This is a genomic window from Kribbella caucasensis (genome assembly GCF_004361855.1).
Taxonomy (GTDB): domain Bacteria; phylum Actinomycetota; class Actinomycetes; order Propionibacteriales; family Kribbellaceae; genus Kribbella; species Kribbella caucasensis.
Genome location: NZ_SNWQ01000003.1, coordinates 176510 through 199674, shown reverse-complemented (window position 1 = coordinate 199674; position 23165 = coordinate 176510). Strand labels below are relative to the sequence as shown.

Here is a 23165-nt window from a genome sequence, read left to right as displayed (position 1 = left end):
CTGCTCGGCAGGAATACTCTGGTCAGTCGGGAACATCGACCGCAAAGACGGCGGCCGGACTGTGTTCTTACCCACCGGCGGCTCGGCCTTGCTGAGATCAGGTGACCCCAATCGCTGCGTCGGCGGTGTCGGTTCACCCCGACCTGACATGGCCGCCTGAGGCATGGCGGCTGCAGCAGGCGTGGCGACCTGAGTCGAGCTGAAGCCTCCCAGCGGCAGCGCGAGCGCGAGGCCTATGGCCACCGTCTTGACGATGCGAGCGCGAGTACGGCGATTCCGGGCAGACGGCCGGGACAGGCCCATGGTGATTCCCCCAGGTGCGTGGATGACCTATGACAGGCCCTGGGGTCCCCCGACCCCTCCAGCGGCGTCCGGACCATATCAGTTACAGGCGACAACCCACAGTGACCTGCAGGAACCTGCAAATTTCTCAACCCCTGTAACGCCCGAATGTGGTGCGGGTCACGTTTCTACGTTCGCGAAAGCGGTTTGGAATCGACGGAGGGCGAGGTCGCTGTTGCTTTCGGCGAAGGCTTCCAGGGCGATGGTTCCGGTGTAGTTGAGGTTTCGGAGGGCGGCAGCGATCGCGGGGTAGTTGATCTCGCCGGTGCCGGGTTCGCGGCGGCCGGGGACGTCGGCGATCTGGATCTCGCCGATGTACGGGAGGGCCTTTTCGAGTAGTGCGATCAGGTTTCCCTCGCCGATCTGGGCGTGGTACAGGTCGAGATTGAGCCTGAGGTGTGGATGGTCGACGGCCTGGACGAGCGCGAGCGTGTCGCGGGCTTTCGCGAATGGCACGCCGGGATGGTCGACCTCCGTGTTGAGATTCTCCAGTACGAACATCACGCCGGCGCGCTCCGCCATCACCGCGAGCTTCTCCAGAGTCCGCGCCGCGGTGAGCCACATCTCGCCGGTCACCTCGTACTGCGGGACGACGGGCAGGCCGCCTTCGCCGAGCTCGGTGCCGTGCAGGTTGAGCCGTGGGCAGCCGAGTTCCAGCGCGACCTCGATCGACTGGGCCGCGGTCTTCAGCAACTCGTCCTGGTCGTGCGTGAGGGAACCACTGACGTACCCGGTCATCGACGAGAACTCCGCACCGGTCTGGCGGAGCGCGGGGATGTCCTTGGTCGTCCAGTTCCAGATCTCCACCTGGAAGCCGGCGGCGTGGACTCGCTCGACGCGTTCCAGGAATGGGAGATCGGTGAACACCATCTCCGCACAGACCGCGAGCCTCATCCGATTTCCTCGATCCGCACCGGACGGCTTTCCTCGTGCGACTTCATCGCGGCCAACGCGACCCGCAGGGCGTTGCGGGCATCTTCACCGGTAACCGGCGGAGCTGCGTTACCGCGCACAGCTTCAGTGAAATCGAGGAGCTCCTGGATGTAGGCGTCGCGGAACATCTCCTCGTCGCTCCGCATCGTTTGTTGCTGCAGGCCACTTTCGCCGTACTGCACCATCGAGCTGCTCGGAAGCGTGCCGACGACGACCATCCCCTTGCTGCCGAACACCTCGCCGCGAACGTCGTACCCGTACAGCGCTGAGAAATTCGCCTCGGCCGTCGCGATCGCACCGTTGTCGAAAGTGATCATCACAACGGCGGTGTCGAGCAGCCCGCCAGCCCTGTGTTCGGGCGCCACCAGAGCATCTGCACGGGTGTAGACCTCGATCGGCCGCGCCCCGGGATTCAGCCAGAGCAGCGTGTCGAAGTCGTGGATCAAGGTCTCCCGGAAGATCGTCCACGGTCGCACACCGGCCGCGTTGCTGAGCCCCGCCGGCCAGCCGGGATCCCTGGTGACCGACCGCATCAGCTGCGGCGTCCCGATCCCACCTTCCTCCACAACGCGACGAGCCGCCGCGAAGTCCTTGGCGAAGCGCCGGTTGAACCCGACCTGGAAGGGCACCGCCGCCTTAACCGTCGCCGCGATCGCCCGGTCGATCTCCGCCAGCGTCAACGCGGCCGGCTTCTCGCACCAGACCGGCTTACCCGCTTCGGCGGCAGCAACGATCAAGTCCACCTGGGCCGCAGCGATGGAGGTGATCACCACCGCGTCGAGGTCCTCGCTCTTGAACAACTCGTCCACGTCGAGCACCGTCGCGCCGTACTTCGCCGCCAACCGCTGGGCTGCCTCCGGCCGTGCGTCGGCGACTGCGGCCAGCTCCGCGCCGGGCACGTGCCGCGCGATGTTGCCGGCATGCATGGTGCCGATCCGGCCTGCTCCGACGAGCCCGATTCTGACCACCTCGAGGCCATGGTCCTTGCGCATATCCACCGTCCCTACTAGAGCGCTCTAGTCATCGCTAGCGAACACTGCTTTGATGGTCGTCGTCAAGACCCGAGCCCGAGCATGGTGGAGAACTACCGAGATGACCCGACCGACGATGGAAGACGTCGCCGCCCACGCGGGCGTCTCCCGCGCCCTCGTCTCCATCGTCTACCGCGATGTCCCCGGCGCCAGCGACGCCACCCGCGCCCGCGTTCTGGCCGCCGGTGCCGAACTCGGCTACCGCCCCGATCACCGGGCCCGCCTACTCGGCCGCCAACGCACCCGCCTCATCGGTGTCACCTTCGACGTCCGGGGGGCGTTCCACGGCGACCTGATCGAATCCCTGTACCCCGAAGCCGAATCCCTCGGCTACGACCTCACCCTCAGCGCCGTGACGGCCGCCCGCCCGGAGTCACAAGCGATCCAATCGTTGCTCGACTACCGCTGCGAGGCCCTGATCCTGCTCGGCCCAACCTCAACACCTTCATCCCTTGCCGCTCTCGCCGAATCCCAGCCAACGGTGGTCGTCGCCCGCAAGGTCCGCGCGCCAGGGGTGCACGTAGTACGCACAGACGACGACGCGGGCGCACGGCTCGCCGTCGAACACCTGCTGTCCCTCGGCCACACCCACATCGCCCACATAGATGGTGGGCGAGCCCCAGGCGCCGCCGAACGCCGTACCGCCTACCGCAACACGATGCGCCGCGCCGGCCTGACCCCGCTGATCATCCCCGGCGGCCCCACTGAATCAACCGGCACCGCTGCCGCCCACCACATCCCAGCCGACACCACCGCAGTCACGGCCTTCAACGACGGCTGCGCGATCGGCCTCCTCCATGCCCTCCACCAATCCGGCCGCCAGGTCCCCGAAAACCTCTCCCTGACCGGCTACGACAACACCCCAGCCGCAGCCCTCCCCCACGCCAACCTCACCACCGTGGCCCAGGACGCCCACCAACTGACGAAACTCGCGATCATCGCACTGACTCAAGATGTCCCAACCACCGAACAGACCGTCTCCCCAGTACTCATCACCCGGGGATCAACGATGCGGAGGTAGGGGCGACCGGATGCTCGACGAAAGGAGCCACCCGATGAGCAAGGTCTGGCTGCACCCCGAAGACGCCCGCCTGGCGGATCTGCTGACCGTCCTCAAGGAGGAGGCCGATCCCGCCGACTACCCGTACGCCGAGCGGATCGAGCAGCAGGTGCCGCAGTACGACGCCGCGCGGATCCGCACCGAGGACCCGCGCGCAGTGCAAGCCGAGTTCGCCACGGCATTGGGCGAGGGACCCGGGATCATCGTCCTGAAAGGGGCGTTCGGCAACGAGGTGGTCGACGCCGCGACCGACGAGTTCGCCGGGATGATCGCGGACCAGCACAAGGCCGGGACCGCGGCCGGCGATCACTTCGCCAAGCCCGGGGCAAACGACCGGGTTTGGAACGCGCTGGAGAAGCTCGCGATCCGTGCGCCCGAGGTGTTCGCGGCCTACTACTCCAACGATCTGCTCGCGCTGGTGGCGAAGGCCTGGCTCGGACCGGCGTACCAGGTGACCTCGCAGGTGAACGTTGTGAATCCGGGAGGTGAAGGTCAGACCGTCCATCGGGACTACCACCTGGGATTCCAGTCGAACGAGGTCGCCGCGCTCTACCCTGCCCACGTGCACAGGTTGTCCAGCGTGCTGACGCTGCAGGGAGCCGTCGCGCACTGCGACATGCCGGTGGAGTCCGGGCCGACCCTGTATCTACCGCACTCGCACAAGTACGAACTGGGGTACCTCGCCTGGCGGCAGCCCGAGTTCGGCGAGCACTTCGTCGCCAACCACGTGCAGCTGCCGCTGGAGCAGGGCGACGCGGTCTTCTTCAACCCCGCGCTCTTCCACGCGGCCGGCAGCAACCATTCGCATGCCATCAAGCGGATGGCGAACCTGCTGCAGATCTCGTCCGCCTTCGGCCGGGCGATGGAGAGCGTCGACCGGGTCCGGATGGCGGTCAGGCTCTACCCCGTACTGCGCGCGTTCGGGCAGGATGACGCCTTCGATCTGGACAACGTCATCGCCGCGACCGCCGAGGGATACGCTTTTCCGACCAACCTGGACCGCGATCAGCCGATCGGCGGACTCGCACCCCAGACCCAAGCGGATCTGCTCCGTCAGGCCCTCGACGAGGACTGGCCGGCCGACCGTCTGGAACACGCCCTCGACCAGCACGCCGTACGCCGCCGTACGGCCGACATCTGAAGGAGAAGGCATGGAACCGCTTCGCATCGGCATCCTCGGCGCCGCCCGGATCGCGGACCGGGCGATCGTCGATCCGGCCCACCTGACCGGCGCCCGGCTGGTCGCGGTCGCGGCCCGGGACACCGGCCGGGCCGAGGCGTTCGCCGCGGAGCACGGGGTCGAGCGGGTCCACCCGAGCTATGCCGACGTGCTCGACGATCCCGAGGTCGAGGTGGTCTACAACCCGCTCGCCAATGGTCTGCACGGACCGTGGAACCTCAAGGCGATTGCCGCGGGCAAACATGTGATCACGGAGAAGCCGTCGGCCAGCAACGCCGCCGAGGCCACCGCGGTCCGGGACGCGGCGCGCGAGCGTGGGGTGACGGTGATGGAGGCGTTCCACTACGTCTACCACCCGGTGACACAGCGGCTGCACCAATTGCTGGCCAAGGGCGAGCTGGGCGCGCTCCAGCACGTCGAGACCACGATGGTGATGCCGCCGCCGGCCGACGAGGACCCGCGCTGGTCGCTCGCGCTGGCCGGTGGCGCCGTGATGGACGTCGGCTGTTATGCCCTGCACGCGCAGCGGATGTTCGCGCCGTCGCCGGTGGGGCGCCGATGCTGATCAACTCGCGGGCCGGTGAGCGGAAGCGGCTGCCCGGCGTCGACGAGTGGCTGAACGCCGACCTCGCGTTCCCCGGCGGCGCGACGGGTGCGGTCCGGACGAGCATGGCGGCGGAACAGGTCGACTTCAGCTGCAAGATCGTCGGCACTCGCGGCGAGGCGTTCGCACCGAGCTTCGTCCTGCCGCACAAGGACGACCGGGTCATCGTGACGACCAAGGAGGACACCTGGGTCGAGCACCTCGGCACCAAGTCGTCCTACGCCTACCAGCTCGAGGCGTTCGCCGCACACCTGCGCACGGGTGCGCCGCTGCTGACGGATGCGGACGACGCGGTCGCCACGATGGAGCTCATCGACGCCTGCTACCAAGGTGCCGGCATGCAACCGCGTCCCGTCTCGGTCATTTAGCGGCGGCGTGGGCGAAGGCCTGGACGAAGGGGTGGGGGCGGGTCCCGTCGCCCGCCAGCTCCGGCTGGAAGAGGGTCGCCAGGAAGAACGGGTGGCCGGGCAGCTCGGCGACCCGTGGCGCGCCCTCGTCGTCGTGGGCGCTGAAGACCATGCCTTTGTCTTCCAGCATGCCTAGGCGAGTGGAGTCGAGACCGTAGGAGCAGTGGTAGCGCTCCATCGAACGTTCGGCGCCCAGGAGGCGGGCGGCCAGGGATCCGGGCTGGAGCCGGACGGCGGCCTCGTGGCCGTCGAGGGCGCAGGCGAGCGGGACGATCAGCAGGTCGTCGGCCTCCGGATTGCTCTCGGCATGCGCAACGCTGCCGGCGCCACAGACGTTGCGGGCGAACTCGAGCATCGCGTGCTGGAAGCCGGCGCACGTCCCAAGGAACGGCAGACCTCGTTCGCGCGCGGTGCGGACTGCTTCAAGAGCACCGGCCTCGCTCTTGTACGGGCTCCCCGGCAGCAACCAGATCCCGTCGAACCCCTCGAGCGAGTCGACCTCGTCGGTCTGCACCCAGTAGACATCGAGATCGAGCTGCTCCCGCTCGCGTAGTCCGTCCAGCAGCAGGGGCGCCCGAGCATGCGACCGAACATGCGGCGAGCGATCCCCGACCAACGCGATCCGCGCACTGTAAGCATGAGCTGAAGTCATGCACCCATCCTGCGACCGTTGCCCGGATCAGCGCCAACGATGATTTCTGCAGAGCCGATAAGCAATACTGATCGGCGTGGACGCACACCTCCTCCGCACCTTCGTGGCGGTCGCCGAGTGCGGTTCGTTCTCAGCCGCCGCGGCCGAACTCGGCTACACCCAATCGGCGGTTTCCCAGCAGATCGCCGCCCTGGAAAGCAATCTCGGTACTGCGCTGCTCCACCGCCGCCCTGTGGTCCCGACACCCGCCGGTGAACGGTTGCTCGAACACGCCGGCCCGATCCTCCTTCGACTGGATGCCGCCCGCGCAGACGTCCTCCGCGTCGTCGGGGAACCGCCCGGGTCGATCGTCTTCGGCGCGACACCGCTGGCCGCGTCACCCCACGTCGCCCGTGCGCTCACCGAACTCCGGCGGTCCAGACCCGGCATCGAGGTCACCTTCGCGGTGGCGGGTCGGGAGGAGGTCGCCCGAGGCGTTGCCGCAGGCGAGTACCACCTCGGCCTGGTCGACGGCATCGCCGCACCGAGCGACCCACTCAAGCTGACCGCCCACGGCACCACGACCGCCGTCCAGAACGAGCCCTTGGTCGTCGCCCTGCCGACCGACCACCCACTCGCGCGGCGCCGGCGAATCAACCTGCACGACCTCCTCGACGCACGTTGGATCGACGCCCCCGAGGTCGCCGCACCACTGCCCGACCTTCGTGCGGCGACCGAGACGGACGCCATCCGATCCACCCTCACCTACACCGGCACCGATGTGCTGAGCCTGCTCGCACTCGTTGCCGCTGGCCACGGACTCGCAGTACTGCCGGCTTCGCTCACCCTGCCCGGCGGCGTGGCGGCCGTACCCGTCGAATCACCTCGGCTGGTTCATCGCACCGAACTCCTGCACGGCCACGTCGACGAGCCAGCCGCCACCACGCTGGCCGCCGTACTGGCGGACGCCGGCGAGCGTAGTACGGGCTGACGATGCAGGCGCGAGATCCTGCAGACCGCTACTTGCGACCCTGCTTGGTCGGCGGAATGATCGCGCTGTCGCTCGGGTTCGCTTTCGGCTGTTTGGGTTGCTTGGGCTTGCGGACTTCGCGTCCGCCTTTGTTCTTGGCCATGACGCACTCCTGGGCTCGATGACTACCGACGGCTCTGACGAGCCTTGTTCGCCGCGGTATCTCCTCGTGCCCCGGGTGTCACCCTCGACGCTACACCTCCACAACCCCGGATTCGCCTAGTCGTGGGTCGGGAAGCCCAGGTTGAGGCCGCCGTGGCTGGGGTCGAGCCAACGTGAGGTGACGACCTTGCCGCGGGTGAAGAAGTGGACGCCTTCGGTGCCGTGGGCGTGGGTGTCACCGAACAGGGAGTTCTTCCAGCCGCCGAACGAGTAGTACGCCATCGGCACCGGGATCGGGACGTTGATCCCGACCATGCCGACCTCGACCTCGTTCTGGAACCGGCGGGCCGCGCCCCCGTCGTTGGTGAAGATCGCCGTGCCGTTGCCGTACTGGTTGGAGTTGATCAGGTCCAGCGCGGCGTCGTACGAGGCGACCCGGACGACGGACAGCACCGGCCCGAAGATCTCGTCGGTGTAGATCGACATCTCCGGTGTGACCTTGTCGAACAGGGTCGGGCCGAGCCAGAACCCGTCCGCGCCGCCTTCGATCTCGGTCTCCCGCCCGTCGACCGTCAGCTCGGCGCCTTCGGTGACTCCTGCCTCGACATACCCGACGACCTTGTCGCGGTGCGGACCCGTGACGAGCGGACCCATGTCGCAGCCGCGCGTCCCGTCACCGGTCTTCAGCGTCCCCATCCGCTGCTTGATCCGGTCCACCAGATCGTCGGCGATCGGCTCCACGGCCACCAGCGCCGAGATCGCCATACACCGCTCGCCCGCCGAGCCGAATCCGGCGTTGACCGCGGCGTCGGCGGCCAGGTCGAGATCCGCGTCGGGCAGCACCACCATGTGGTTCTTCGCGCCACCGAGCGCCTGCACCCGCTTGCCGTGCTTCGTCCCGGTCTCGTATACGTACTTCGCGATCGGCGTCGACCCGACGAACGAGACCGACTTGATGTCCGGGTGTTCGAGCAGCCGGTCGACGGCCTCCTTGTCGCCGTGCAGGACGTTCACCACGCCGTCGGGCAGACCGGCCTCCTTCCAGAGCTCGGCCATCGCGTTCGCCGCCGACGGGTCCTTCTCGGACGGCTTGATCACCACGCTGTTGCCACATGCGACGGCGATCGGCACGAACCACATCGGCACCATCGCCGGGAAGTTGAACGGCGAGATCACCGCGCACACGCCGAGCGGCTGGCGGATCGAGTACACGTCGACCTTGGTCGAGACGCCCTCGCTGAAACCACCCTTGAGCAGGTGCGGGATACCGCAAGCGAACTCGATCACCTCCAGGCCGCGGGTCACCTCGCCGAGCGCGTCCGAGAGCACCTTGCCGTGTTCGGCGGTGATCAGCGCGGCGATTTGCTCCTTGCGCTGGTTGACCAGCTCGCGGTAGGCGAACAGCACCTGAGTCCGCTTGCTGACCGAGGTCTGGGCCCAGCCACGGGAGGCCTCGTGGGCGACCTTCACGACCTCGTCGACGGTCGCCGACGAAGCCAGGTCGAGCTCGCCGGTGACCGCGCCGGTCGCGGGGTTGTAGACCTTGCTGGTGCGCTCGGCGACCCCGGTCCAGGGCGCGCCACCGACCAGGTGGGTGATGCGTTTGACGTCAGTACTCACGATGATTCCTTACTGCGACGGGGTTGACGGGGAGACGAAGGTCGGCGGCTTGGTCCAGTCCGCGAGGTAGTCGGTGATCTTCTGCAGCATGAAGGTGCTCGACTCCCTGGCGCGTTCCTCCCAGGCGAACACGCAGGTCGTGACCGTGCCGTCGAAGCCCGCCGATTCCAGGCAGGAGAACAGTTCGCCGAAGTCGACCTCACCCTGGCCGATGTCCAGATGCTGATGCACCCGGACGGTGGATCCCGGCGGGTTGACGATGTAGCGCAGCCCGGACGAACCGGTGTGGTCGAACGAGTCCGCTACGTGGATGTTGGTCAGCAGGTCACCGGCGTAGTCGATGATCCCCTTGGCGTCGTTGCCCATGTGGAACGTGTGCGGCGCGCAGTACAGGAAGCTCACCAGCGGACTGTTGATGCCCCGGATCAAGTCCACCGCCGCCTTCCCGTCCTCTTCGAAGTCGTCCGGGTGCGGCTCGAGCGCAAGTTTGATCCCCTCCCGCTCGAAGACCGGCAGGAGTTCCTCCATCGAGCGCCAGAACTGCGCCTCACTCCGCCCGGCCTGCTCGGGACGGCCGTTGAACTCGGAGTTCATCGTGTCGGCGCCGAGCGCGGCGGTGATCTGGATGGCACGCTTCCAATACCGGACCGCGGCCTGCCGGTCGTCCTCGTCGGGGCCCGACCACCTGAACAGCGGCAGCACGGACGAGATGCCGACTCCGGCCGCGCCCAGCTCCTTCTTGAAGGCCGCCACCGTCGAGTCGTCCACCCGTGGATGGTTGAAGAACGGGATGAAGTCGTCGCGTGGCGACAACTCGATCCACTGGTAGCCGAGCTCGGCGACCAGCCGGGGCAGCTCCGGCAGCGGCGTACGACGGAACATGTACGGGTCGAGTGCAAGCTTCATCGGTCCCTGCCTCGCTAGCTCTTGGTGTAGAAGTCCGGACGCTCGCGCTGCGAGACGACGGTCCGGGTGCCGGTCCGCAGCGCCTCCAGGCAGGCGTCGGACACAACCGCCGCTGCGTAGCCGTCCCACGCGCTCGGCCCGGTGAACCCGCCGGTCGCCACAGCGTCGATCCAGTCCTGCAGCTCGACGTCGTACGCCCTGATGAACCGTTCCCGCCAGTCGGCCGGCACGCCGCCGGAGAACCGACCGTCGCTCTTGACCATTGCAGCGGCGGTCTCGGCCAGCGAGGCGGTGCCGCTCTCGCCGACGACCTCGCCGCGGATGTCGTAGCCGTAGCCGATGTTCAGCGACAGCTCGACATCGACCAGTACGCCGCTCCCCATCTCCAGCAGCACGATCAGCGGGTCGTGCAGGTCGTCGCTGCCCTTGCTGCTGCGCCGCGGCTTCAGCACAGTGGCGGCGACGACCTCCTCGCCGAACATCCACCGCACCAGGTCGATCTCGTGGATGGCGGAGTCGGTGATCATCATCTCGGTGGTGAAGCCGTACGGGGGCACCGACGGGTTACGGTGCGCGCAGTGCATCAGCAGCGGCGTTCCGATCGCGCCGTCGTCCACGGCGGACTTGACGCCCTGGTACGACGCGTCGTACCGGCGCATGAACCCGACCATCACGAGGCGCCGGCCGCTCGCCACCTCGGCGTCGAGGATCCGCTGGCAGGCCTCCTCCGTCGTGGCGAGGGGTTTCTCGCAGAAGACCGGCTTGCCCGCCTCGATGGCTGCCAGCACGTACTCCTCGTGGGTGGCGCCCCAGGATGCGACCAGGACCGCGTCGACGTCGTCGTCGCGGATCAGCTCCTGCCCGGTCGCGTGCACCCGCGCACCCTGCAGGCCATCGGCCACCTCCTGCGCGCGCGTCGGGTCCACGTCGGTGACCGCGACCACCTGCGAACCTGAGAGCACGTGGGTGAGCCTGCGGATGTGGTCCTGCCCGATCATGCCGACACCGATGACTCCGACCCGGACCGTCATCACTCGTCACCTCCGATGCCTACGCTACGCAGGTAGTCGTAGGTCCGCTGCGCGATGGGTTTCGGTACGTCGAAGTCACACGGGTAGAGATCCTGCTCGACGATGACGAACACCTCGTCGGTGTCGAGCCCCCGCAGCGCCGCTGCGATCGGCTCGATCTTCGGCTCGGCGTTCGGCGGCTCAGCCATCACGCCGCGCTTGACGGCCTCGCCGAAGGAAAGATCCTCGGCGTCGACCACCTCGAGGACCTCGGGGTCGACTCCTTTGATGTGCACGAACCCGAGGCGCTCGGCGTACTTGCCGATGAGCCCGACGTTGTCGCCGTGGCGGTACGCGAAGTGCCCTGTGTCGAGGCACAGCGACACGTAGCGCGAGTCGGTGTCGTGGAGGAAGCGCTCGACCTGCTCCTGGGTCTCCACGTGCGTGTCTGCGTGGGGATGGAAGGCGACGGTCAGGCCGTACTCCTCGCCGATGATCCGGCCCAGCTCGTCGTTCTGCCGGACGAGCGTCTTCCAGGCGTCGGCGTCGAGCTCGCGCGGCTCCCCGAACTCGGCCGTCTTCTCGTCCCGATAGGCACCGGGAAGGACCACCATGAACCGCCCACCGACCGCCGTGACGAGCTCGGCGACCCTGCGGGCCTCCTCCAGGATGGACGTCCACTGGCCGGCATGCTGCAGGGGTGCGCCGACGGCCTGCCCCGACACCTTGAGCCCGCGCTTCTCGAGCTCTTCGGTCAGCTGTCCCGGGTCGGTAGGGAGGTAGCCGTACGGGCCTAGCTCGAGCCAGCGGTAGCCGACCTCGGTGAGCTCGTCGAGGAAGCGGTGCCAGGGTGTCTGGAGGGGGTCGTCAGCGAACCAGACGCCCCAGGAGTCAGGGCAGCTGCCCAGTCGGAGGCGAGGAACGCTCCGCGTGTTCGGAACGCTCTCGAAATCGGTCGTGCTCATACAGAAAGGGTCCTTCCGAAGTCTCTGGGGCATGAGGATCCCGGACGGGTGGGTTGCCCGGGCCCATGCGGCCCGGGCAACGCGGTGAGCGCGTCTCAGGAACCGGCAGTCGGCTCATGGGTGATGCCGAGCTCCTGCACCTCCTCCTCCAGCACGTGCGCCGCCTCGGCGGCCGCTTTGCCGCCGCGCTGGAGCTCGTGGTGGAGCTCGTCGAGCTCGGCACCGCCGGCCATCTGGGCGGTGAGCTCGTCCCGGGTGATCTCGTCCTTCGAGTAGTAGCCGATCGCTTTGCCGCGTTTGAGCAGCAGGAAGCGGTCGCCGACGGGGTAGGCGTGGTGGGGGTTGTGGGTGATGAAGATGACGCCGAGGCCGCGTTCGCGGGCTTGGACGATGTACTTCAGCACCACGCCGGATTGTTTGACGCCGAGGGCGGCGGTGGGCTCGTCCAGGATCAGGACCTTGGCGCCGAAGTACACCGCGCGGGAGATCGCGACGCACTGGCGCTCGCCACCGGACAGGGTGCCGATGGGCTGGTCGACGTCGCGCAGGTCGATGCCCATGTCGAGCAGCTCCTTCTTCGTGGTCTTGCGCATGAAGTCGATGTCCAAGCGGCGGACCGGGCCGAGCCTCTTGCGTACTTCGTTGCCGAGGAAGAAGTTGCGCCAGACCGGCATCAACGGCACCACCGCGAGGTCCTGGTACACGGTGGCGATGCCACGCTCCAGCGCCTCGCGCGGCGAGTCGAAGGTGACCGGCACGCCGTCGACCTCGTAGCTGCCGTGGCTGGGTTTGTGCAGCCCGGCGATGATCTTGATCAGCGTCGACTTCCCGGCGCCGTTGTCGCCGAGTACACAGGTCACCTCACCGGCGTCCACCTCCAGCGAGATCCCACCGAGCGCGATGATGTTCCCGTAGCTCTTGTCGCAGGCGGTGAGCCGGACCAGCGGCGTCTTGGCCGGAGCTTCCGTGGTCGTGGTCATCTCGATGCCTCCGCACGTCGACGGATATAGGTGTTCAACAGGATCGCGCCGAGCAGCAGCGCGCCGAGGAAGAAGTAGAACCAGTCGGGGTTCCAGCCGGCGTAGACGATGCCGAGCTGGGCCATCCCGAAGATGAACGCCCCGATCGCGGCGCCGATCGCGGAGCCGTACCCGCCGGTGAGCAGGCAGCCGCCGACCACCGCGGCGACGATGTAGATGAACTCGTTGCCCACGCCCAGACCGGACTGCACCGTGTTGAACGCGAACAGCGTGTGCATGCCGGTGAACCAGCACAGGAAGCTGACCGCCATGAACAGGCCGATCTTCACCCGGTTCACCGGCACCCCGACCGCCCGGGAGCTGGGCGCGGACCCGCCGACGGCGTAGATCCAGTTCCCGACGCGTGTGCGGAGCAGCACCCAGGTGGCCACCGCGACGAACAGGATCCACCACAGCAGCGTGATCCGGATCGACACGCCGCCGACGGTGAACTGGGAGGCGAACACGTTCTGGGCCGAGCCGAACCCGTCGATGTTCGACACGTCGTTCGTGGCGACGTTGCCGGTGACCTGCTTGGTCATCGCCAGGTTCAGCCCCCGCAGCATGAAGAACGTGCCGAGTGTCACCAGGAAGCTCGGGATCGCCGTCTTCACCACCAGATACCCGTTCACGAAACCGATCGCGAGCGCCACCACCAGCGACACCACCACCCCGACCCACATGTTCGCGGTGAACTGGTAACTGAACATCGACGCCACCAGCGCCGAACTCGTCACCGCCACACCCGCCGACAGGTCGAACTCGCCGCCGATCATCAGCAGCGCCACCGCCACCGCGACGATCCCGTACGTCGAGCTTTGATACAGCACCGTCGACAGCGAGGTCGCCTCCCGGAACGGCGCCGCCACGATGAAGAACACGATGTAGATCACGATCGCGCCGACCAACGCACCCATCTCCGGACGCGCCAGCAACCTGGCCAGCGCCGACCTTCGCCCGAGCCGCTCGTCTCTGGCCGGTGGGGCAGGGGTAGCCACTGTCTGACTCATGGAGACCTCCTAGTCTCTGTTTCCGCCGGGGGGCACCGCGCTCGGGTGCCCCCGGACAGGTGGCTACCGGGTGCCGGCGGCCGCGAACTTGCCGACGAAGTCGACGTTCTGCTTGTCGACCAGGAACGGCCCGGTCAGCGTCGGCTTCCCGCCGCCGAGAATGTTGCCGTTCGCCTTGTACAGCCACAGCGAGTCGACCGCCTCGTAGCCCTGCAGGTACGGCTGCTGGTCGATCGCGAACTGCAGCTCACCGGACTGGATCTTCGGCGGGATCTGCGGGTTGAAGTCGAACGTCCCGAGCTTGGCCTTGCTGCCGGAGTCCTTGATCGCGTTGATCGCGGCCAGCGCGTCCGGCGCACCCAGGGTGATGATGAAGTCGATGCTCGGGTCCTGCTTCAGCTTCGCCGCGATCGTGGACTGCTCCGACGGCCGGTCCGCGCCGTTGACGTAGATCTTGGTCCACTTCCCGGTGAAGGTCTTCTTCACCCCGTTGCACCGGTCCTCCAGCTGCACCTGGCCCTGGAACTGGATCACGCACAGCACATGCTTGTAGCCGCCCTCGGAGGCCCGCGTGCCGCCGGCTTCCCCGGCCAGGCTCTCGTCGGAGCCGAAATACGACAGCACACCCGACTCCGCGAACGACGTGATGCCGGCGTTGATCGCGACGACGGGGATGCCGGCGGCAATGGCCTTCTTGATCACCGGGATCAGCGCCGGTGGATCCGGCATGGTGACCGCGATACCGTCGACCTTGCTGTCGATCGCGCTCTGAATCAGGTTCGCCTGGTTGCCCGAGGACGGGTCCGACGAGTACTTCAGGTCGACGTTGTCCTTCTCCGCGGCCGCCTTGGCGCCCTTCTGGATGATGTCCCAGAAGGTGTCACCGGGTGCGCCGTGCGTGACCATCGCGATCGTGATGCGGGCCGTGCTGGCTTTTCCGGCCCCGACGCCCGCAGCGCCTTCCTCGGCCTGCTTTCCGCCGCTCTCGCTGCACCCGCCCGCAGTGACCACCAGGCCCAGTGCGAGCACGGCCGCGAGCAGCCGTTTACGTGATCTGAACATCTTCTTCTTCCTTTCTTCAAGGAGTACTTCGACCGCGGCTACACGGCGGTCGGGAAATGCAGGTGAGCGCGGTGGTGGGCGCCGTACTCGACGTCTGGCCAGCGGCTGGTGATCGCTTTGGCCTGGGTGTAGAACCGGACACCTTCCGGCCCGTGGATGTGGGTGTCCCCGAACAGAGAGTCCTTCCACCCGCCGAAGGAGTAGAAGGCCATCGGGACCGGGATCGGCACGTTGATGCCGATCATTCCGACGTTGACGTGTCGCTGGAACTTCTGCGCGGCCTGGCCGCTCGAAGTGAAGATCGCCGTGCCGTTGCCGTAAGGGTTGGCGTTGACGATGTCGATCGCCTCGTCGAAGGTATCGGCTCGCAGCACGACCAGGACGGGACCGAAGATCTCGTCGGTGTAGACGTCCATGTCGGTGGTGACCCGGTCGAACAGGCACGGCCCGACGAAGAAGCCGTTCTCCCGTCCGTCGACGACGAGGCCGCGGCCGTCCACGACCAGTGTCGCGCCGGCCTCGACGCCGCGGTCGACGTACCCGACGATGCGGTGTCTTGCCTCCGGTGTGACGACCGGGCCCATGTCGCTGGCCTCGTCGCGTCCGGGACCAACGTGCACCGCCTCGGCCTTGTCCCTCAGCTTCGCCACGAGTGCGTCGCCCGCATCGCCCACGGCGACGACCACCGAGATCGCCATGCAGCGCTGCCCGGCCGAGCCATAGCCGGCGGCGGTGATGTGGTTCGCGGCGAACTCCAGGTCCGCGTCCGGAAGGACGACGGCGTGGTTCTTGGCTCCACCGAGTGCCTGCACCCGCTTGCCGTTCTCCGAAGCCCGGTTGTGCACGTACTTCGCGATCGGCGTGGACCCCACGAACGACACTGCAGCGACGTCCACGTGGTCCAGCAGCGCGTCGACCGCGAGCTTGTCGCCGTGGACGACGTTGAAGACGCCCTCCGGCAGACCGGCTTCGGCGTACAGCTGCGCGATGAGGTTGGACGCCGACGGGTCGCGCTCGCTCGGCTTGAGCACGAAGGTGTTGCCGGTGGCGATCGCCATCGGATGCATCCACATCGGCACCATCACCGGGAAGTTGAACGGGGTGATGCCGGCGCACACGCCGAGCGGTTGCCGGAACGAGTACGCGTCGACATCGGTCGAGACCTGCTCGGAGTACTCACCCTTGAGCAACTGCGGGATGCCGCAGGCGAACTCCACGACCTCCATGCCGCGGATAACCTCGCCCTTGGCGTCGGAAAACACCTTGCCGTGCTCGTCGGAGACGATCCCGGCCAGTGTGTCGAGGTTGCGCTCGACCAGGTCGCGGAAGGCGAACATGATCCGCGCCCGCCGCGTCAGCGACACGCCGCGCCAGCTCTCGAAGGCCTTCTTCGCCGCGGCGACGGCCGCGTCGACGTCCGCGCGCTCGGCGAGCACGACCTCCGCCTGGGCCCGGCCCTCGGCGGGATCCCAGACCTGCGCCCGGCGGGTCGAGGCGCCGGAGGTCTCGGTCCCTCCGATCCAGTGCTCGATGGTCCGCGTCGCCATCAGTCCTCCACCTCCCTGGTGTACGTCACCGGAGCCACGTACGGGCGCTGACCTGCCTTGAACTCGTCGTACGCCGTCCGCGCGGCCGTGGTCGACTCGAGCGTCGACACCTCGCTGACGGGGACGTCCCACCACGACTCGCTGTCCGGCGCACCGATCAGCGGATCGGTCCGGACGTGGATCAGCACCGGCCCGGCGGCAGCCTTCGCGATCCCGATCGCCTTCTCCAGCTCGGCCCGGCTGTCGATCTCGATCACCTCGACGCCGAGGCTGCGGGCATTCGCCGCGAGGTCCACAGGCAGGACACCACCGTCCAGCCGGCCGTCCTCGCCGCGGTAGCGGTACGACGTACCGAACCGCTGCGAGCCGAGCGATTCCGACAACGCACCGATCGAGGCGAACCCGTGGTTCTGGACCAGGACGACGATCACCTTGACGTTCTCCTGCACCGCGGTGACCAGCTCGGTCGACATCATCAGGTAGGAGCCATCGCCGACCATCACGAACACGTCCCGGTCCGGGGCGGCCAGCCGTACGCCGATCCCGCCGGCGATCTCGTATCCCATGCAGGAGTAGCCGTACTCGACGTGGTAGCCCTTGCCGTCGCGGGTCCGCCACAGCTTGTGCAGGTCACCCGGCATCGAGCCGGCCGCGCACACCACGACGTCGCGGGGGTCGGACAGCTCGTTCACGCAGCCCAGTACCTCTCCCTGGGTGAGCAGGCCCTCAGCCAACGCGCCGGTCACCTCCGCCGGCGGGTTGTACGCCCGCTCCACGATCGCGTCCCACTCCTGGGCCAGCTGCGCGGTCTCGGTTCGGTAGTCCTCGTCGACCGACCAGCCGTCGAGCGCGGCGGTGAGCGCGACCAGCGCCTCGCGGGCGTCGGCGACCACCGGCAGCCCGGCATGCTTGCCGCCGTCGAACCGAGCCACGTTGATGTTCACGAACCGCACGTCAGGGTTCTGAAACACGGTGCGTGACGCGGTCGTGAAGTCGCTGTAGCGGGTACCGACGCCGATCACCACGTCGGCTGCCTCGGCCAGCGTATTCGCCGCCGTGGTCCCGGTCGAGCCGATCGCTCCGACCGACTGAGGATGGTCGTATCGCAGGGAGCCCTTACCGGCCTGCGACTCCGCGACCGGGATGCCGGTCGCCTCCGCGAATGCCCGCAGTGCGTCGTTGGCCTCGGCGTACGCCACGCCGCCGCCGGCTACGACCAGCGGACGCCGGGCGTTGCGGACCAGCTCGACGGCCTGAGCCAGAATGCTTGCCTCTGGCAAGGGCCGGGCCACGTGCCACTCGCGCTCGGCGAACAGCTCCTCCGGCCAGTCGTACGCCTCGGCCTGCACGTCCTGCGGCAGGGCCAGCGTCACCGCGCCGGTCTCCACCGGGTCGGTGAGCACGCGCATCGCGTTCAGCAGCGCGGACGGCAGCTGCTCGGGCCGGCTGACCCGGTCGAAGTACCGCGACACCGGACGGAACGCGTCGTTCACGCTGATGTCGCCGGCGCCGACGTTCTCCAACTCCTGCAGCACTGGCGCCGAGACCCGGGTGGTGAAGGTGTCCGACGGCAGCAGCAGAACCGGGAGCCGGTTGATCGTCGCCAGCGCGGCACCGGTCAGCATGTTCGTCGAGCCGGGGCCGATGCTCGCCGTACAGGCGTAGGTCTGCAGCCGGTTCTTCGTCCGCGAATAGGCCACCGACGTGTGCACCATGGCCTGCTCGTTGCGGGCGAGGATGTACGGCAGCGCGCCGGGGTCGGCCAGCTCGGCCTGGAGCAGAGCCTGGCCGACGCCGGCCACGTTGCCATGCCCGAAGATGCCGAAGCAGCCGGCGAACAGCTTCTGCCGCTGACCGTCGCGCTCGGAGTACTGCACGCTCAGGAAGCGCACCAATGCCTGGGCGACGGTGAGCCGCACCGTCCGTGACAACCCTGTCGTCATCGCTGGTCTCCAAAGGGGAGTCTGGGGTCAACCTTCTGGGCGGCCCAGGTACTACGGACCCACGCGTGCTCGGGGTCGTCGCTGATCAGCCACTCGCGTTCGGTGCCGGGGCCGGCCATCACGTTCAGGTAGTACATGTCATAGCCAGGAGGTGCCATCGCCGGACCGTGCCAACCATGAGGTACCAGGACCAGGTCGCCGCTGCGGACTTCCGCGAGCACGTCGATCGGGCGGTCCTCGGTGCCGTAGACCCGCTGGTAGCCGATCGGATCGTTGCCCTTGACACCTTCGGGGGCATCGTCGGACAGCTGCAGCTCGAAGTAGTAGATCTCCTCGAGCTCGCTTTCCTTACCAGGCTTGTGCTCGTCGTGCTTGTGCGGCGGGTACGACGACCAGTTCCCGGCCGGGGTGAGAACCTCGCACGCGATGATCGAGTCCGCCTCGAGCACCGCCGGCGTGCCGAAGTTCCGCACCTGCCGGGAGGCGACACCGGCGCCGCGGAGTTCGGTCTCCACCTGCTCCACGCCGACCCGCCGGAACGGGTAGTCGCTCGCGGCCTTCGCGTGCGGGAAGGCGATGCGGGCACCGCCTGCGCTGACGACGGCAACCGTGGTTCCACGTGGGACGTAGGCGAAGTCGGTCGCTGCTGCGAAGACGTCCGCGCGGCCTCCGAGCGGCACGGTCTCGCCCTCGACGATCACCTCGGCGGATCCGCTGAGCGGAAGCACCAGGTATTCGCAATCACCGGTGTCGAACTCGACGGACTGACCAGGCTGCAACGTCGCGACGTACAGACCGGTGTGCTCCCAGCCCTCCTCGCCAGGGCTGACAGCAAGCTCGAAGCCGTCCCGCGCGGTGGATCCGGCCGGCCGGAACCAAGTTGTCATGCCGCGCCTCCGTGGACGAGGGTGGCGGCTTGGTCTACGGCGGCGCGGACGTTGCCGTCGGGTGGGAAGAGGAGGGCTCGACCGACGACGAGGCCGCGGACCGAGGGGAGGCTGAGGGCCTTGCCCCAAGAGGCGTACGTCTCTTCGGGGGCGCCCGTGGGATCGCCACCGAGGAGAAGGGTGGGGAGAGTCGTTGCCTCCATCACCCGAGGGAGATCGTCGACGACCGGCAGCTTGAGCCAGGTGTAGGCACTGGTGGCGCCTAGTCCGGCGGCGATGTGGATCGACTTGATGACGGAGTCGGGGTCGAGCAGGTTCGTGACGCGGCCGTCCTTGCGGGTGGACCAGAACGGTTCGACCATGGCCATCAGTTTGTGTTCGGCGAGTCCGGTGACGGCCGCGGCGCTGCTTTCCAGCGTCGCCACGGTGCCGGGATCGCCGAGGTCGATCCTGGTCAGCATCTTGCCGCCGTCGAGTCTGCGCGCGGCGATCTCATCCGCCGTACGGTAGGCGGTGAAGCGGTCGTCGAGCTCGAATGATGCGCCCTGCAGGCCGCCGCGGTTCATCGAGCCGATGACGATCTTGCCTTCGAGGGCGCCCAGGAGCAGCAGGTCCTCGAGCACGTCGGGGGTGGCCAGTACGCCGTCGACGCCCGGGCGTTCGAGGGCGGCCAGCAAACGGTCGATCAACGCGGGCCGGCTCGCCATCGCCATCCGGTCGTCGCGCACACCGAGGGCACCGCGAGCCGGATGGTCAGCCGCCACGATCAGCAGCCGGCCGTCATCGCCGACCAGTTCCCGCCGCCGCCGCTGCTGCCAGGCCTCGGTGATCCGCTCCGGATGCCGCACCCGTAGCTCCGTCAGGTCACCCAGGGCCTGCGCCGATCCCCAAGAGCCACCCGCCTGACCGGTTGGCAACTGGTTGGCGGGGGTGGGGTGGTTGGTGGTCATGCGGTTTCACCCAGCAGGGTGAGGACTTCGGCCTCGGTGGGCATGGCGGTGGAGCACTCCAGGCGGGAGGCGACGATGGCGCCGGCGGTGTTGGCGAAGCGGATGGTCTTCTCCAGCGGCCAGCCGGACAGCAGTCCGTGGCAGAGAGCGCCGCCGAAGCCGTCGCCGGCGCCGAGGCCGTTGACGACCTCGACCGGGAAGGGTGGGACTTCGACTCGTTCGTCCCGGGTGCGGGCCAGCGTCCCCTTCGGGCCCTGCTTGACGACGGCCAGGTCCAGGCCGCGATCCAGCAGCGCCTGGGCCGCCTTGTCGGGATCGGTCTCGCCTACTGCCACCTCGCACTCCTCTCTGTTGCCAACGGCAACGGTGCAGTGGCCGAGGGCGCGGCTGACCTGCTCGTGGGCCTCACTCGGATCGGCCCAGAACATCGGCCGGTAGTCGAGATCCAGCACAGTCAGCGGACGACGCTCCCGGGCCTCCCAGGCGACAAAATGCGCGGACCGGCTCGGCTCCGCCGACAGACCGGTCACCGTCGACCAGTAGATCGAGGCGTCGCGGATCGCGTCCAGGTCCAGTTCGGACGGGTTGATGACAAGATCCGGCGCCTTCGGGAACCGGTAGAAGTACAGCGGGAAGCTGTCCGGCGGGAAGATCTCGCAGAAGGTGATCGGCGTCGGCAGGCCCTCGACCGGCGTGACGTAGCGGTCGTCGACACCGAGTTCGCGCAGCGTCCGGTGGATGAAGGTGCCGAACGGGTCGTTGCCGGTCCGGCTGATCACGGCGGACTTGCGCCCGTGCCTGGCGGCCGCGACGGCGACGTTGGTCGCGCTGCCGCCGAGGAACTTGCCGAAGGTCTCGACATCCTCCAGATGCGTGCCGGTCTGGAGCGGATAGAGGTCGACGCCGATCCGCCCGATCGTCAGTACGTCGTCTGCCATCAGACCGCCTCGGCGATCCGGCGCAGGTGATCGATGCTCGCCCGGACATCGACCACCGGCCCCTCGTCGGTCGGTCGGTCGAGAAGGATCGTGTCCTGCTCGAGGACGTACCAGCCGTCGTACCCGGATGCCTCGAGCGCGCCGACGATCGCGGCGAGGTCGATGTCACCGGCGCCGAGTGGGCGGTACATGCCCTGCCGGACCGCATCGGTGTAGGAGAGCTCACCCGATTGCACTCGAGCGGCCCAGGACGCGTCGACATCCTTGAGGTGCGTGTGCTTGATCCGCGCGGTGTACTCGAGAGTCAGCGCGACCGGGTCGACGCCGCCGATCAGCAGGTGCCCGGTGTCGAGGGTCAGGCCGATCGTGGAGCCGTCGAGGACTTGGCGTACGTCGTCCGCGTTCTCCACCATCGTGCCGACGTGCGGGTGGATGGTGGCGAGGATGCCTTGAGCAGCGGCGAGTTCAGCCAGGCGGTCGAGGTTGGCGAGGAGCGTCTGCCAGCCGGATGCGTCCAGCACCGGGCGGTCGTCGTACCCGTCCTGGCCGGTCGCGGCCGCGAGCACCAGGGTCGAAGCGCCGGCCGCGGCGAATCCCTGCAGAGCCCGAGAGACCTCAGGCGCCGGATCGTACGACGGGTCATGCAGTACGACGGGAACGAAGCCGCCGACCGCACGCAGTCCGAGATCGGCCAGCGTCTTCGCCTTGTCCGCCGGGTCATCCGGCAGGAACCCGTCCGGTCCGAACTCGGTGGCGGCGATCCCGGCATCACGCATCTCGGCCAGCACCGTCTCCGGGTCGTACTGCCAGCCCCAACCTGGGACCTCGGAGACACCCCAAGAGATCGGGGCCCCCGCGATCCGGGTAGCAAGCTCACTCATCGGCCGATCTCCTCCAAGGCGACAACGCGGTTCTCTCGACGGGACAGTTCACAGGCATCCGCGATCCGGAAGGCTTGCAACGCATCGCGGACCGTGCAGGGGACCTCGCGCTGACCGGACACGACCTCGGTGAAGGCGGTCAGTTCGGCGACGTAGGAAGGGCGGAAGCGATCCATGAAGGTCGCGTGAGCTTGGCCACCAGGGAAGGCGACACCGGACTCCACCGACCGCAGCGCAGTGTGCTCGTCCAGGCCGATCGCGATCGAACCAAGGCTGCCGAGGATCTCCATCCGCACGTCATGGCCGGCCGCGTTGTACCGGGTGCCGCTGACCGAGACGAACGTGTTGTCGTCGAGCGTAAGCAGACCAGCGGCCGCGTCGACATCGCCGTACTGGCCGAAGAAGGACTCACCCCGGTTCGCGCCGGTGGCGAACACGCTGACCACCTCGCGGCCGGTGACGTACCGGATGATGTCGAAGTCGTGCACCGTGCAGTCGCGGAAGAAGCCGCCGCTGGTCGGGATGTACTCCGCGGGCGGCGGGAACGCGTCGTTCGTGTTCGCCCGGATGTGATGGATGAACCCGAGCTCACCCGATCGCACCTGCGCGGCGGCGGCCTGGTAGCCGGCGTCGAAGCGGCGCTGGAAACCGATGTGCACGGGCACGTCCGAGGCCTCCACCAACTCGACCACGCGCTGACTGTCGGCCAGATCGGTGGCGAGCGGCTTCTCGCAGAAGGTCGGAATCCCGGCGGCCACCCCGGCGGCGATCAGCTCCGCATGGGCCGAGGTCGCGGCCGCGATGACGAACCCGTCGATCCCACTCGCCAGCAACGCCGCAACAGAAGGGGCGAACTCGACCCCGAGATCCTTCGCGACCAACTCGGCCCTGCTCACGTCCGCGTCCGTGACGACCACCTGATCAACCGACGGCAAGCCCTTCAACGTCGCGGCGTGGAACGCTCCGATCCGCCCGACCCCAACCAACCCGATCCGCATCCGCTGCCCTCTCAAGTCCGCCTGGTTACGCCCGACCAGCCTTCCCGCCCGTGGCAGGAGTGTCAATAGTTTGTTAACACATTTTGACGTCGAGACATACATACCTCGT

At 67.9% G+C, this 23165-nt stretch carries 22 protein-coding genes; 5 read left to right on the top strand and 17 right to left on the bottom strand.

Going from position 1 to position 23165, the window contains the following annotated elements; translation table 11 throughout:
* Positions 1 to 462 precede the first annotated feature (462 nt).
* Together EV643_RS08250 and EV643_RS08245 are read right to left on the bottom strand one after the other, a co-directional pair.
* On the bottom strand, positions 463 to 1236 hold the full coding sequence (locus tag EV643_RS08250; protein ID WP_133799392.1) for a TIM barrel protein: 774 nt from the start codon (positions 1234 to 1236) through the stop codon (positions 463 to 465).
* Positions 1233 to 2267, bottom strand: a complete 1035-nt coding sequence (locus EV643_RS08245) for a Gfo/Idh/MocA family oxidoreductase (protein ID WP_133799391.1) — start codon at positions 2265 to 2267, stop codon at positions 1233 to 1235. Before EV643_RS08245 ends, EV643_RS08250 begins: the two co-directional genes overlap by 4 nt.
* Positions 2268 to 2367: 100 nt before the next feature.
* On the opposite strand from EV643_RS08245, the gene EV643_RS08240 reads away from it, so the two are divergent.
* From EV643_RS08240 to EV643_RS45435, 4 genes are read left to right on the top strand one after another with little or no spacing between them, the layout of a single operon-like run.
* The gene (locus EV643_RS08240) at positions 2368 to 3327 is read left to right on the top strand and encodes a LacI family DNA-binding transcriptional regulator (RefSeq protein WP_133799390.1); all 960 of its coding nucleotides are present in this window, start codon (positions 2368 to 2370) and stop codon (positions 3325 to 3327) included.
* A gap of 34 nt (positions 3328 to 3361) precedes the next feature.
* Positions 3362 to 4507 (top strand): phytanoyl-CoA dioxygenase family protein, encoded by a 1146-nt coding sequence (locus EV643_RS08235; RefSeq protein WP_133799389.1) that lies wholly within the window; start codon positions 3362 to 3364, stop codon positions 4505 to 4507.
* 10 nt (positions 4508 to 4517) lie between these two features.
* Positions 4518 to 5111, top strand: a complete 594-nt coding sequence (locus EV643_RS45440) for a Gfo/Idh/MocA family protein (RefSeq protein ID WP_238165442.1) — start codon at positions 4518 to 4520, stop codon at positions 5109 to 5111.
* Positions 5105 to 5518, top strand: coding sequence for a Gfo/Idh/MocA family oxidoreductase (locus EV643_RS45435; protein ID WP_238165441.1), 414 nt, complete (start codon positions 5105 to 5107; stop codon positions 5516 to 5518). The genes EV643_RS45440 and EV643_RS45435 overlap by 7 nt, the downstream gene beginning before the upstream one ends.
* On the opposite strand, the gene EV643_RS08225 is transcribed toward EV643_RS45435, so the two are convergent.
* Positions 5511 to 6209 carry a CTP synthase C-terminal region-related (seleno)protein gene (locus EV643_RS08225; protein ID WP_133799388.1) on the bottom strand — a complete coding sequence of 233 codons (699 nt, stop codon included), beginning with the start codon at positions 6207 to 6209 and terminating at the stop codon, positions 5511 to 5513. The genes EV643_RS45435 and EV643_RS08225 overlap by 8 nt on opposite strands.
* Positions 6210 to 6285: 76 nt before the next feature.
* On the opposite strand from EV643_RS08225, the gene EV643_RS08220 reads away from it, so the two are divergent.
* Positions 6286 to 7179: a LysR family transcriptional regulator gene (locus EV643_RS08220; RefSeq protein ID WP_133799387.1), complete on the top strand. Its 894-nt coding sequence runs from the start codon at positions 6286 to 6288 to the stop codon at positions 7177 to 7179.
* Positions 7180 to 7437: 258 nt separating this feature from the next.
* Here EV643_RS08220 and EV643_RS08215 read toward each other — a convergent pair whose 3' ends face one another.
* The 14 genes from EV643_RS08215 to EV643_RS08150 all read right to left on the bottom strand — a co-directional run bounded on the left by EV643_RS08215 (position 7438) and on the right by EV643_RS08150 (position 23056).
* Positions 7438 to 8940, bottom strand: coding sequence for a CoA-acylating methylmalonate-semialdehyde dehydrogenase (locus EV643_RS08215; RefSeq protein ID WP_133799386.1), 1503 nt, complete (start codon positions 8938 to 8940; stop codon positions 7438 to 7440).
* 9 nt (positions 8941 to 8949) lie between these two features.
* A complete protein-coding gene (locus EV643_RS08210) occupies positions 8950 to 9846 on the bottom strand; it encodes a sugar phosphate isomerase/epimerase family protein (protein WP_133799385.1) in 897 nt (298 codons plus the stop codon).
* 14 nt (positions 9847 to 9860) lie between these two features.
* Positions 9861 to 10877, bottom strand: coding sequence for a Gfo/Idh/MocA family oxidoreductase (locus EV643_RS08205; protein ID WP_133799384.1), 1017 nt, complete (start codon positions 10875 to 10877; stop codon positions 9861 to 9863).
* Positions 10877 to 11821, bottom strand: a complete 945-nt coding sequence (locus tag EV643_RS08200; RefSeq protein WP_133799383.1) for a sugar phosphate isomerase/epimerase family protein — start codon at positions 11819 to 11821, stop codon at positions 10877 to 10879. The genes EV643_RS08205 and EV643_RS08200 overlap by 1 nt, the downstream gene beginning before the upstream one ends.
* A gap of 95 nt (positions 11822 to 11916) precedes the next feature.
* Positions 11917 to 12801 (bottom strand): ATP-binding cassette domain-containing protein, encoded by an 885-nt coding sequence (locus EV643_RS08195; protein WP_133799382.1) that lies wholly within the window; start codon positions 12799 to 12801, stop codon positions 11917 to 11919.
* Positions 12798 to 13850 carry an ABC transporter permease gene (locus EV643_RS08190; RefSeq protein WP_133799381.1) on the bottom strand — a complete coding sequence of 351 codons (1053 nt, stop codon included), beginning with the start codon at positions 13848 to 13850 and terminating at the stop codon, positions 12798 to 12800. Before EV643_RS08190 ends, EV643_RS08195 begins: the two co-directional genes overlap by 4 nt.
* Before the next feature lie 63 nt (positions 13851 to 13913).
* Positions 13914 to 14912 (bottom strand): sugar ABC transporter substrate-binding protein, encoded by a 999-nt coding sequence (locus tag EV643_RS08185; protein WP_133799380.1) that lies wholly within the window; start codon positions 14910 to 14912, stop codon positions 13914 to 13916.
* Between the two features lie 38 nt (positions 14913 to 14950).
* Positions 14951 to 16459 (bottom strand): CoA-acylating methylmalonate-semialdehyde dehydrogenase, encoded by a 1509-nt coding sequence (locus EV643_RS08180; protein WP_133799379.1) that lies wholly within the window; start codon positions 16457 to 16459, stop codon positions 14951 to 14953.
* On the bottom strand, positions 16459 to 18402 hold the full coding sequence (iolD, locus tag EV643_RS08175) for a 3D-(3,5/4)-trihydroxycyclohexane-1,2-dione acylhydrolase (decyclizing) (protein ID WP_133799378.1): 1944 nt from the start codon (positions 18400 to 18402) through the stop codon (positions 16459 to 16461). The genes EV643_RS08180 and iolD overlap by 1 nt, the downstream gene beginning before the upstream one ends.
* Positions 18399 to 19289: a 5-deoxy-glucuronate isomerase gene (iolB, locus tag EV643_RS08170; protein ID WP_133799377.1), complete on the bottom strand. Its 891-nt coding sequence runs from the start codon at positions 19287 to 19289 to the stop codon at positions 18399 to 18401. The genes iolD and iolB overlap by 4 nt, the downstream gene beginning before the upstream one ends.
* Entirely contained in the window at positions 19286 to 20239 is a 954-nt protein-coding gene (locus tag EV643_RS08165; protein WP_238165440.1) for a Cgl0159 family (beta/alpha)8-fold protein, read from the bottom strand. The genes iolB and EV643_RS08165 overlap by 4 nt, the downstream gene beginning before the upstream one ends.
* Positions 20236 to 21177 (bottom strand): 5-dehydro-2-deoxygluconokinase, encoded by a 942-nt coding sequence (gene iolC / locus EV643_RS08160; protein WP_133799376.1) that lies wholly within the window; start codon positions 21175 to 21177, stop codon positions 20236 to 20238. The genes EV643_RS08165 and iolC overlap by 4 nt, the downstream gene beginning before the upstream one ends.
* Positions 21177 to 22058: a sugar phosphate isomerase/epimerase family protein gene (locus EV643_RS08155; protein ID WP_133799375.1), complete on the bottom strand. Its 882-nt coding sequence runs from the start codon at positions 22056 to 22058 to the stop codon at positions 21177 to 21179. The genes iolC and EV643_RS08155 overlap by 1 nt, the downstream gene beginning before the upstream one ends.
* Positions 22055 to 23056: a Gfo/Idh/MocA family protein gene (locus tag EV643_RS08150; protein ID WP_133799374.1), complete on the bottom strand. Its 1002-nt coding sequence runs from the start codon at positions 23054 to 23056 to the stop codon at positions 22055 to 22057. Before EV643_RS08150 ends, EV643_RS08155 begins: the two co-directional genes overlap by 4 nt.
* Positions 23057 to 23165 lie beyond the last annotated feature (109 nt).

What these genes read in the sequence shown, in the direction of transcription:
- EV643_RS08190 (WP_133799381.1), bottom strand. Translation starts at nt 13,850, where the DNA reads ATGAGTCAGACAGTGGCTACCCCTGCCCCACCGGCCAGAGACGAGCGG.
- EV643_RS08240 (WP_133799390.1), top strand. Translation starts at nt 2,368, where the DNA reads ATGACCCGACCGACGATGGAAGACGTCGCCGCCCACGCGGGCGTCTCC.
- EV643_RS08180 (WP_133799379.1), bottom strand. Translation starts at nt 16,459, where the DNA reads ATGGCGACGCGGACCATCGAGCACTGGATCGGAGGGACCGAGACCTCC.
- EV643_RS08185 (WP_133799380.1), bottom strand. Translation starts at nt 14,912, where the DNA reads ATGTTCAGATCACGTAAACGGCTGCTCGCGGCCGTGCTCGCACTGGGC.
- EV643_RS08250 (WP_133799392.1), bottom strand. Translation starts at nt 1,236, where the DNA reads ATGAGGCTCGCGGTCTGTGCGGAGATGGTGTTCACCGATCTCCCATTC.
- iolD (WP_133799378.1), bottom strand. Translation starts at nt 18,402, where the DNA reads ATGACGACAGGGTTGTCACGGACGGTGCGGCTCACCGTCGCCCAGGCA.
- EV643_RS08235 (WP_133799389.1), top strand. Translation starts at nt 3,362, where the DNA reads ATGAGCAAGGTCTGGCTGCACCCCGAAGACGCCCGCCTGGCGGATCTG.
- EV643_RS08200 (WP_133799383.1), bottom strand. Translation starts at nt 11,821, where the DNA reads ATGAGCACGACCGATTTCGAGAGCGTTCCGAACACGCGGAGCGTTCCT.
- EV643_RS08225 (WP_133799388.1), bottom strand. Translation starts at nt 6,209, where the DNA reads ATGACTTCAGCTCATGCTTACAGTGCGCGGATCGCGTTGGTCGGGGAT.
- EV643_RS08205 (WP_133799384.1), bottom strand. Translation starts at nt 10,877, where the DNA reads ATGACGGTCCGGGTCGGAGTCATCGGTGTCGGCATGATCGGGCAGGAC.
- EV643_RS45440 (WP_238165442.1), top strand. Translation starts at nt 4,518, where the DNA reads ATGGAACCGCTTCGCATCGGCATCCTCGGCGCCGCCCGGATCGCGGAC.
- EV643_RS08210 (WP_133799385.1), bottom strand. Translation starts at nt 9,846, where the DNA reads ATGAAGCTTGCACTCGACCCGTACATGTTCCGTCGTACGCCGCTGCCG.
- iolB (WP_133799377.1), bottom strand. Translation starts at nt 19,289, where the DNA reads ATGACAACTTGGTTCCGGCCGGCCGGATCCACCGCGCGGGACGGCTTC.
- EV643_RS08165 (WP_238165440.1), bottom strand. Translation starts at nt 20,239, where the DNA reads ATGACCACCAACCACCCCACCCCCGCCAACCAGTTGCCAACCGGTCAG.
- EV643_RS08245 (WP_133799391.1), bottom strand. Translation starts at nt 2,267, where the DNA reads ATGCGCAAGGACCATGGCCTCGAGGTGGTCAGAATCGGGCTCGTCGGA.
- iolC (WP_133799376.1), bottom strand. Translation starts at nt 21,177, where the DNA reads ATGGCAGACGACGTACTGACGATCGGGCGGATCGGCGTCGACCTCTAT.
- EV643_RS08155 (WP_133799375.1), bottom strand. Translation starts at nt 22,058, where the DNA reads ATGAGTGAGCTTGCTACCCGGATCGCGGGGGCCCCGATCTCTTGGGGT.
- EV643_RS08150 (WP_133799374.1), bottom strand. Translation starts at nt 23,056, where the DNA reads ATGCGGATCGGGTTGGTTGGGGTCGGGCGGATCGGAGCGTTCCACGCC.
- EV643_RS45435 (WP_238165441.1), top strand. Translation starts at nt 5,105, where the DNA reads ATGCTGATCAACTCGCGGGCCGGTGAGCGGAAGCGGCTGCCCGGCGTC.
- EV643_RS08195 (WP_133799382.1), bottom strand. Translation starts at nt 12,801, where the DNA reads ATGACCACGACCACGGAAGCTCCGGCCAAGACGCCGCTGGTCCGGCTC.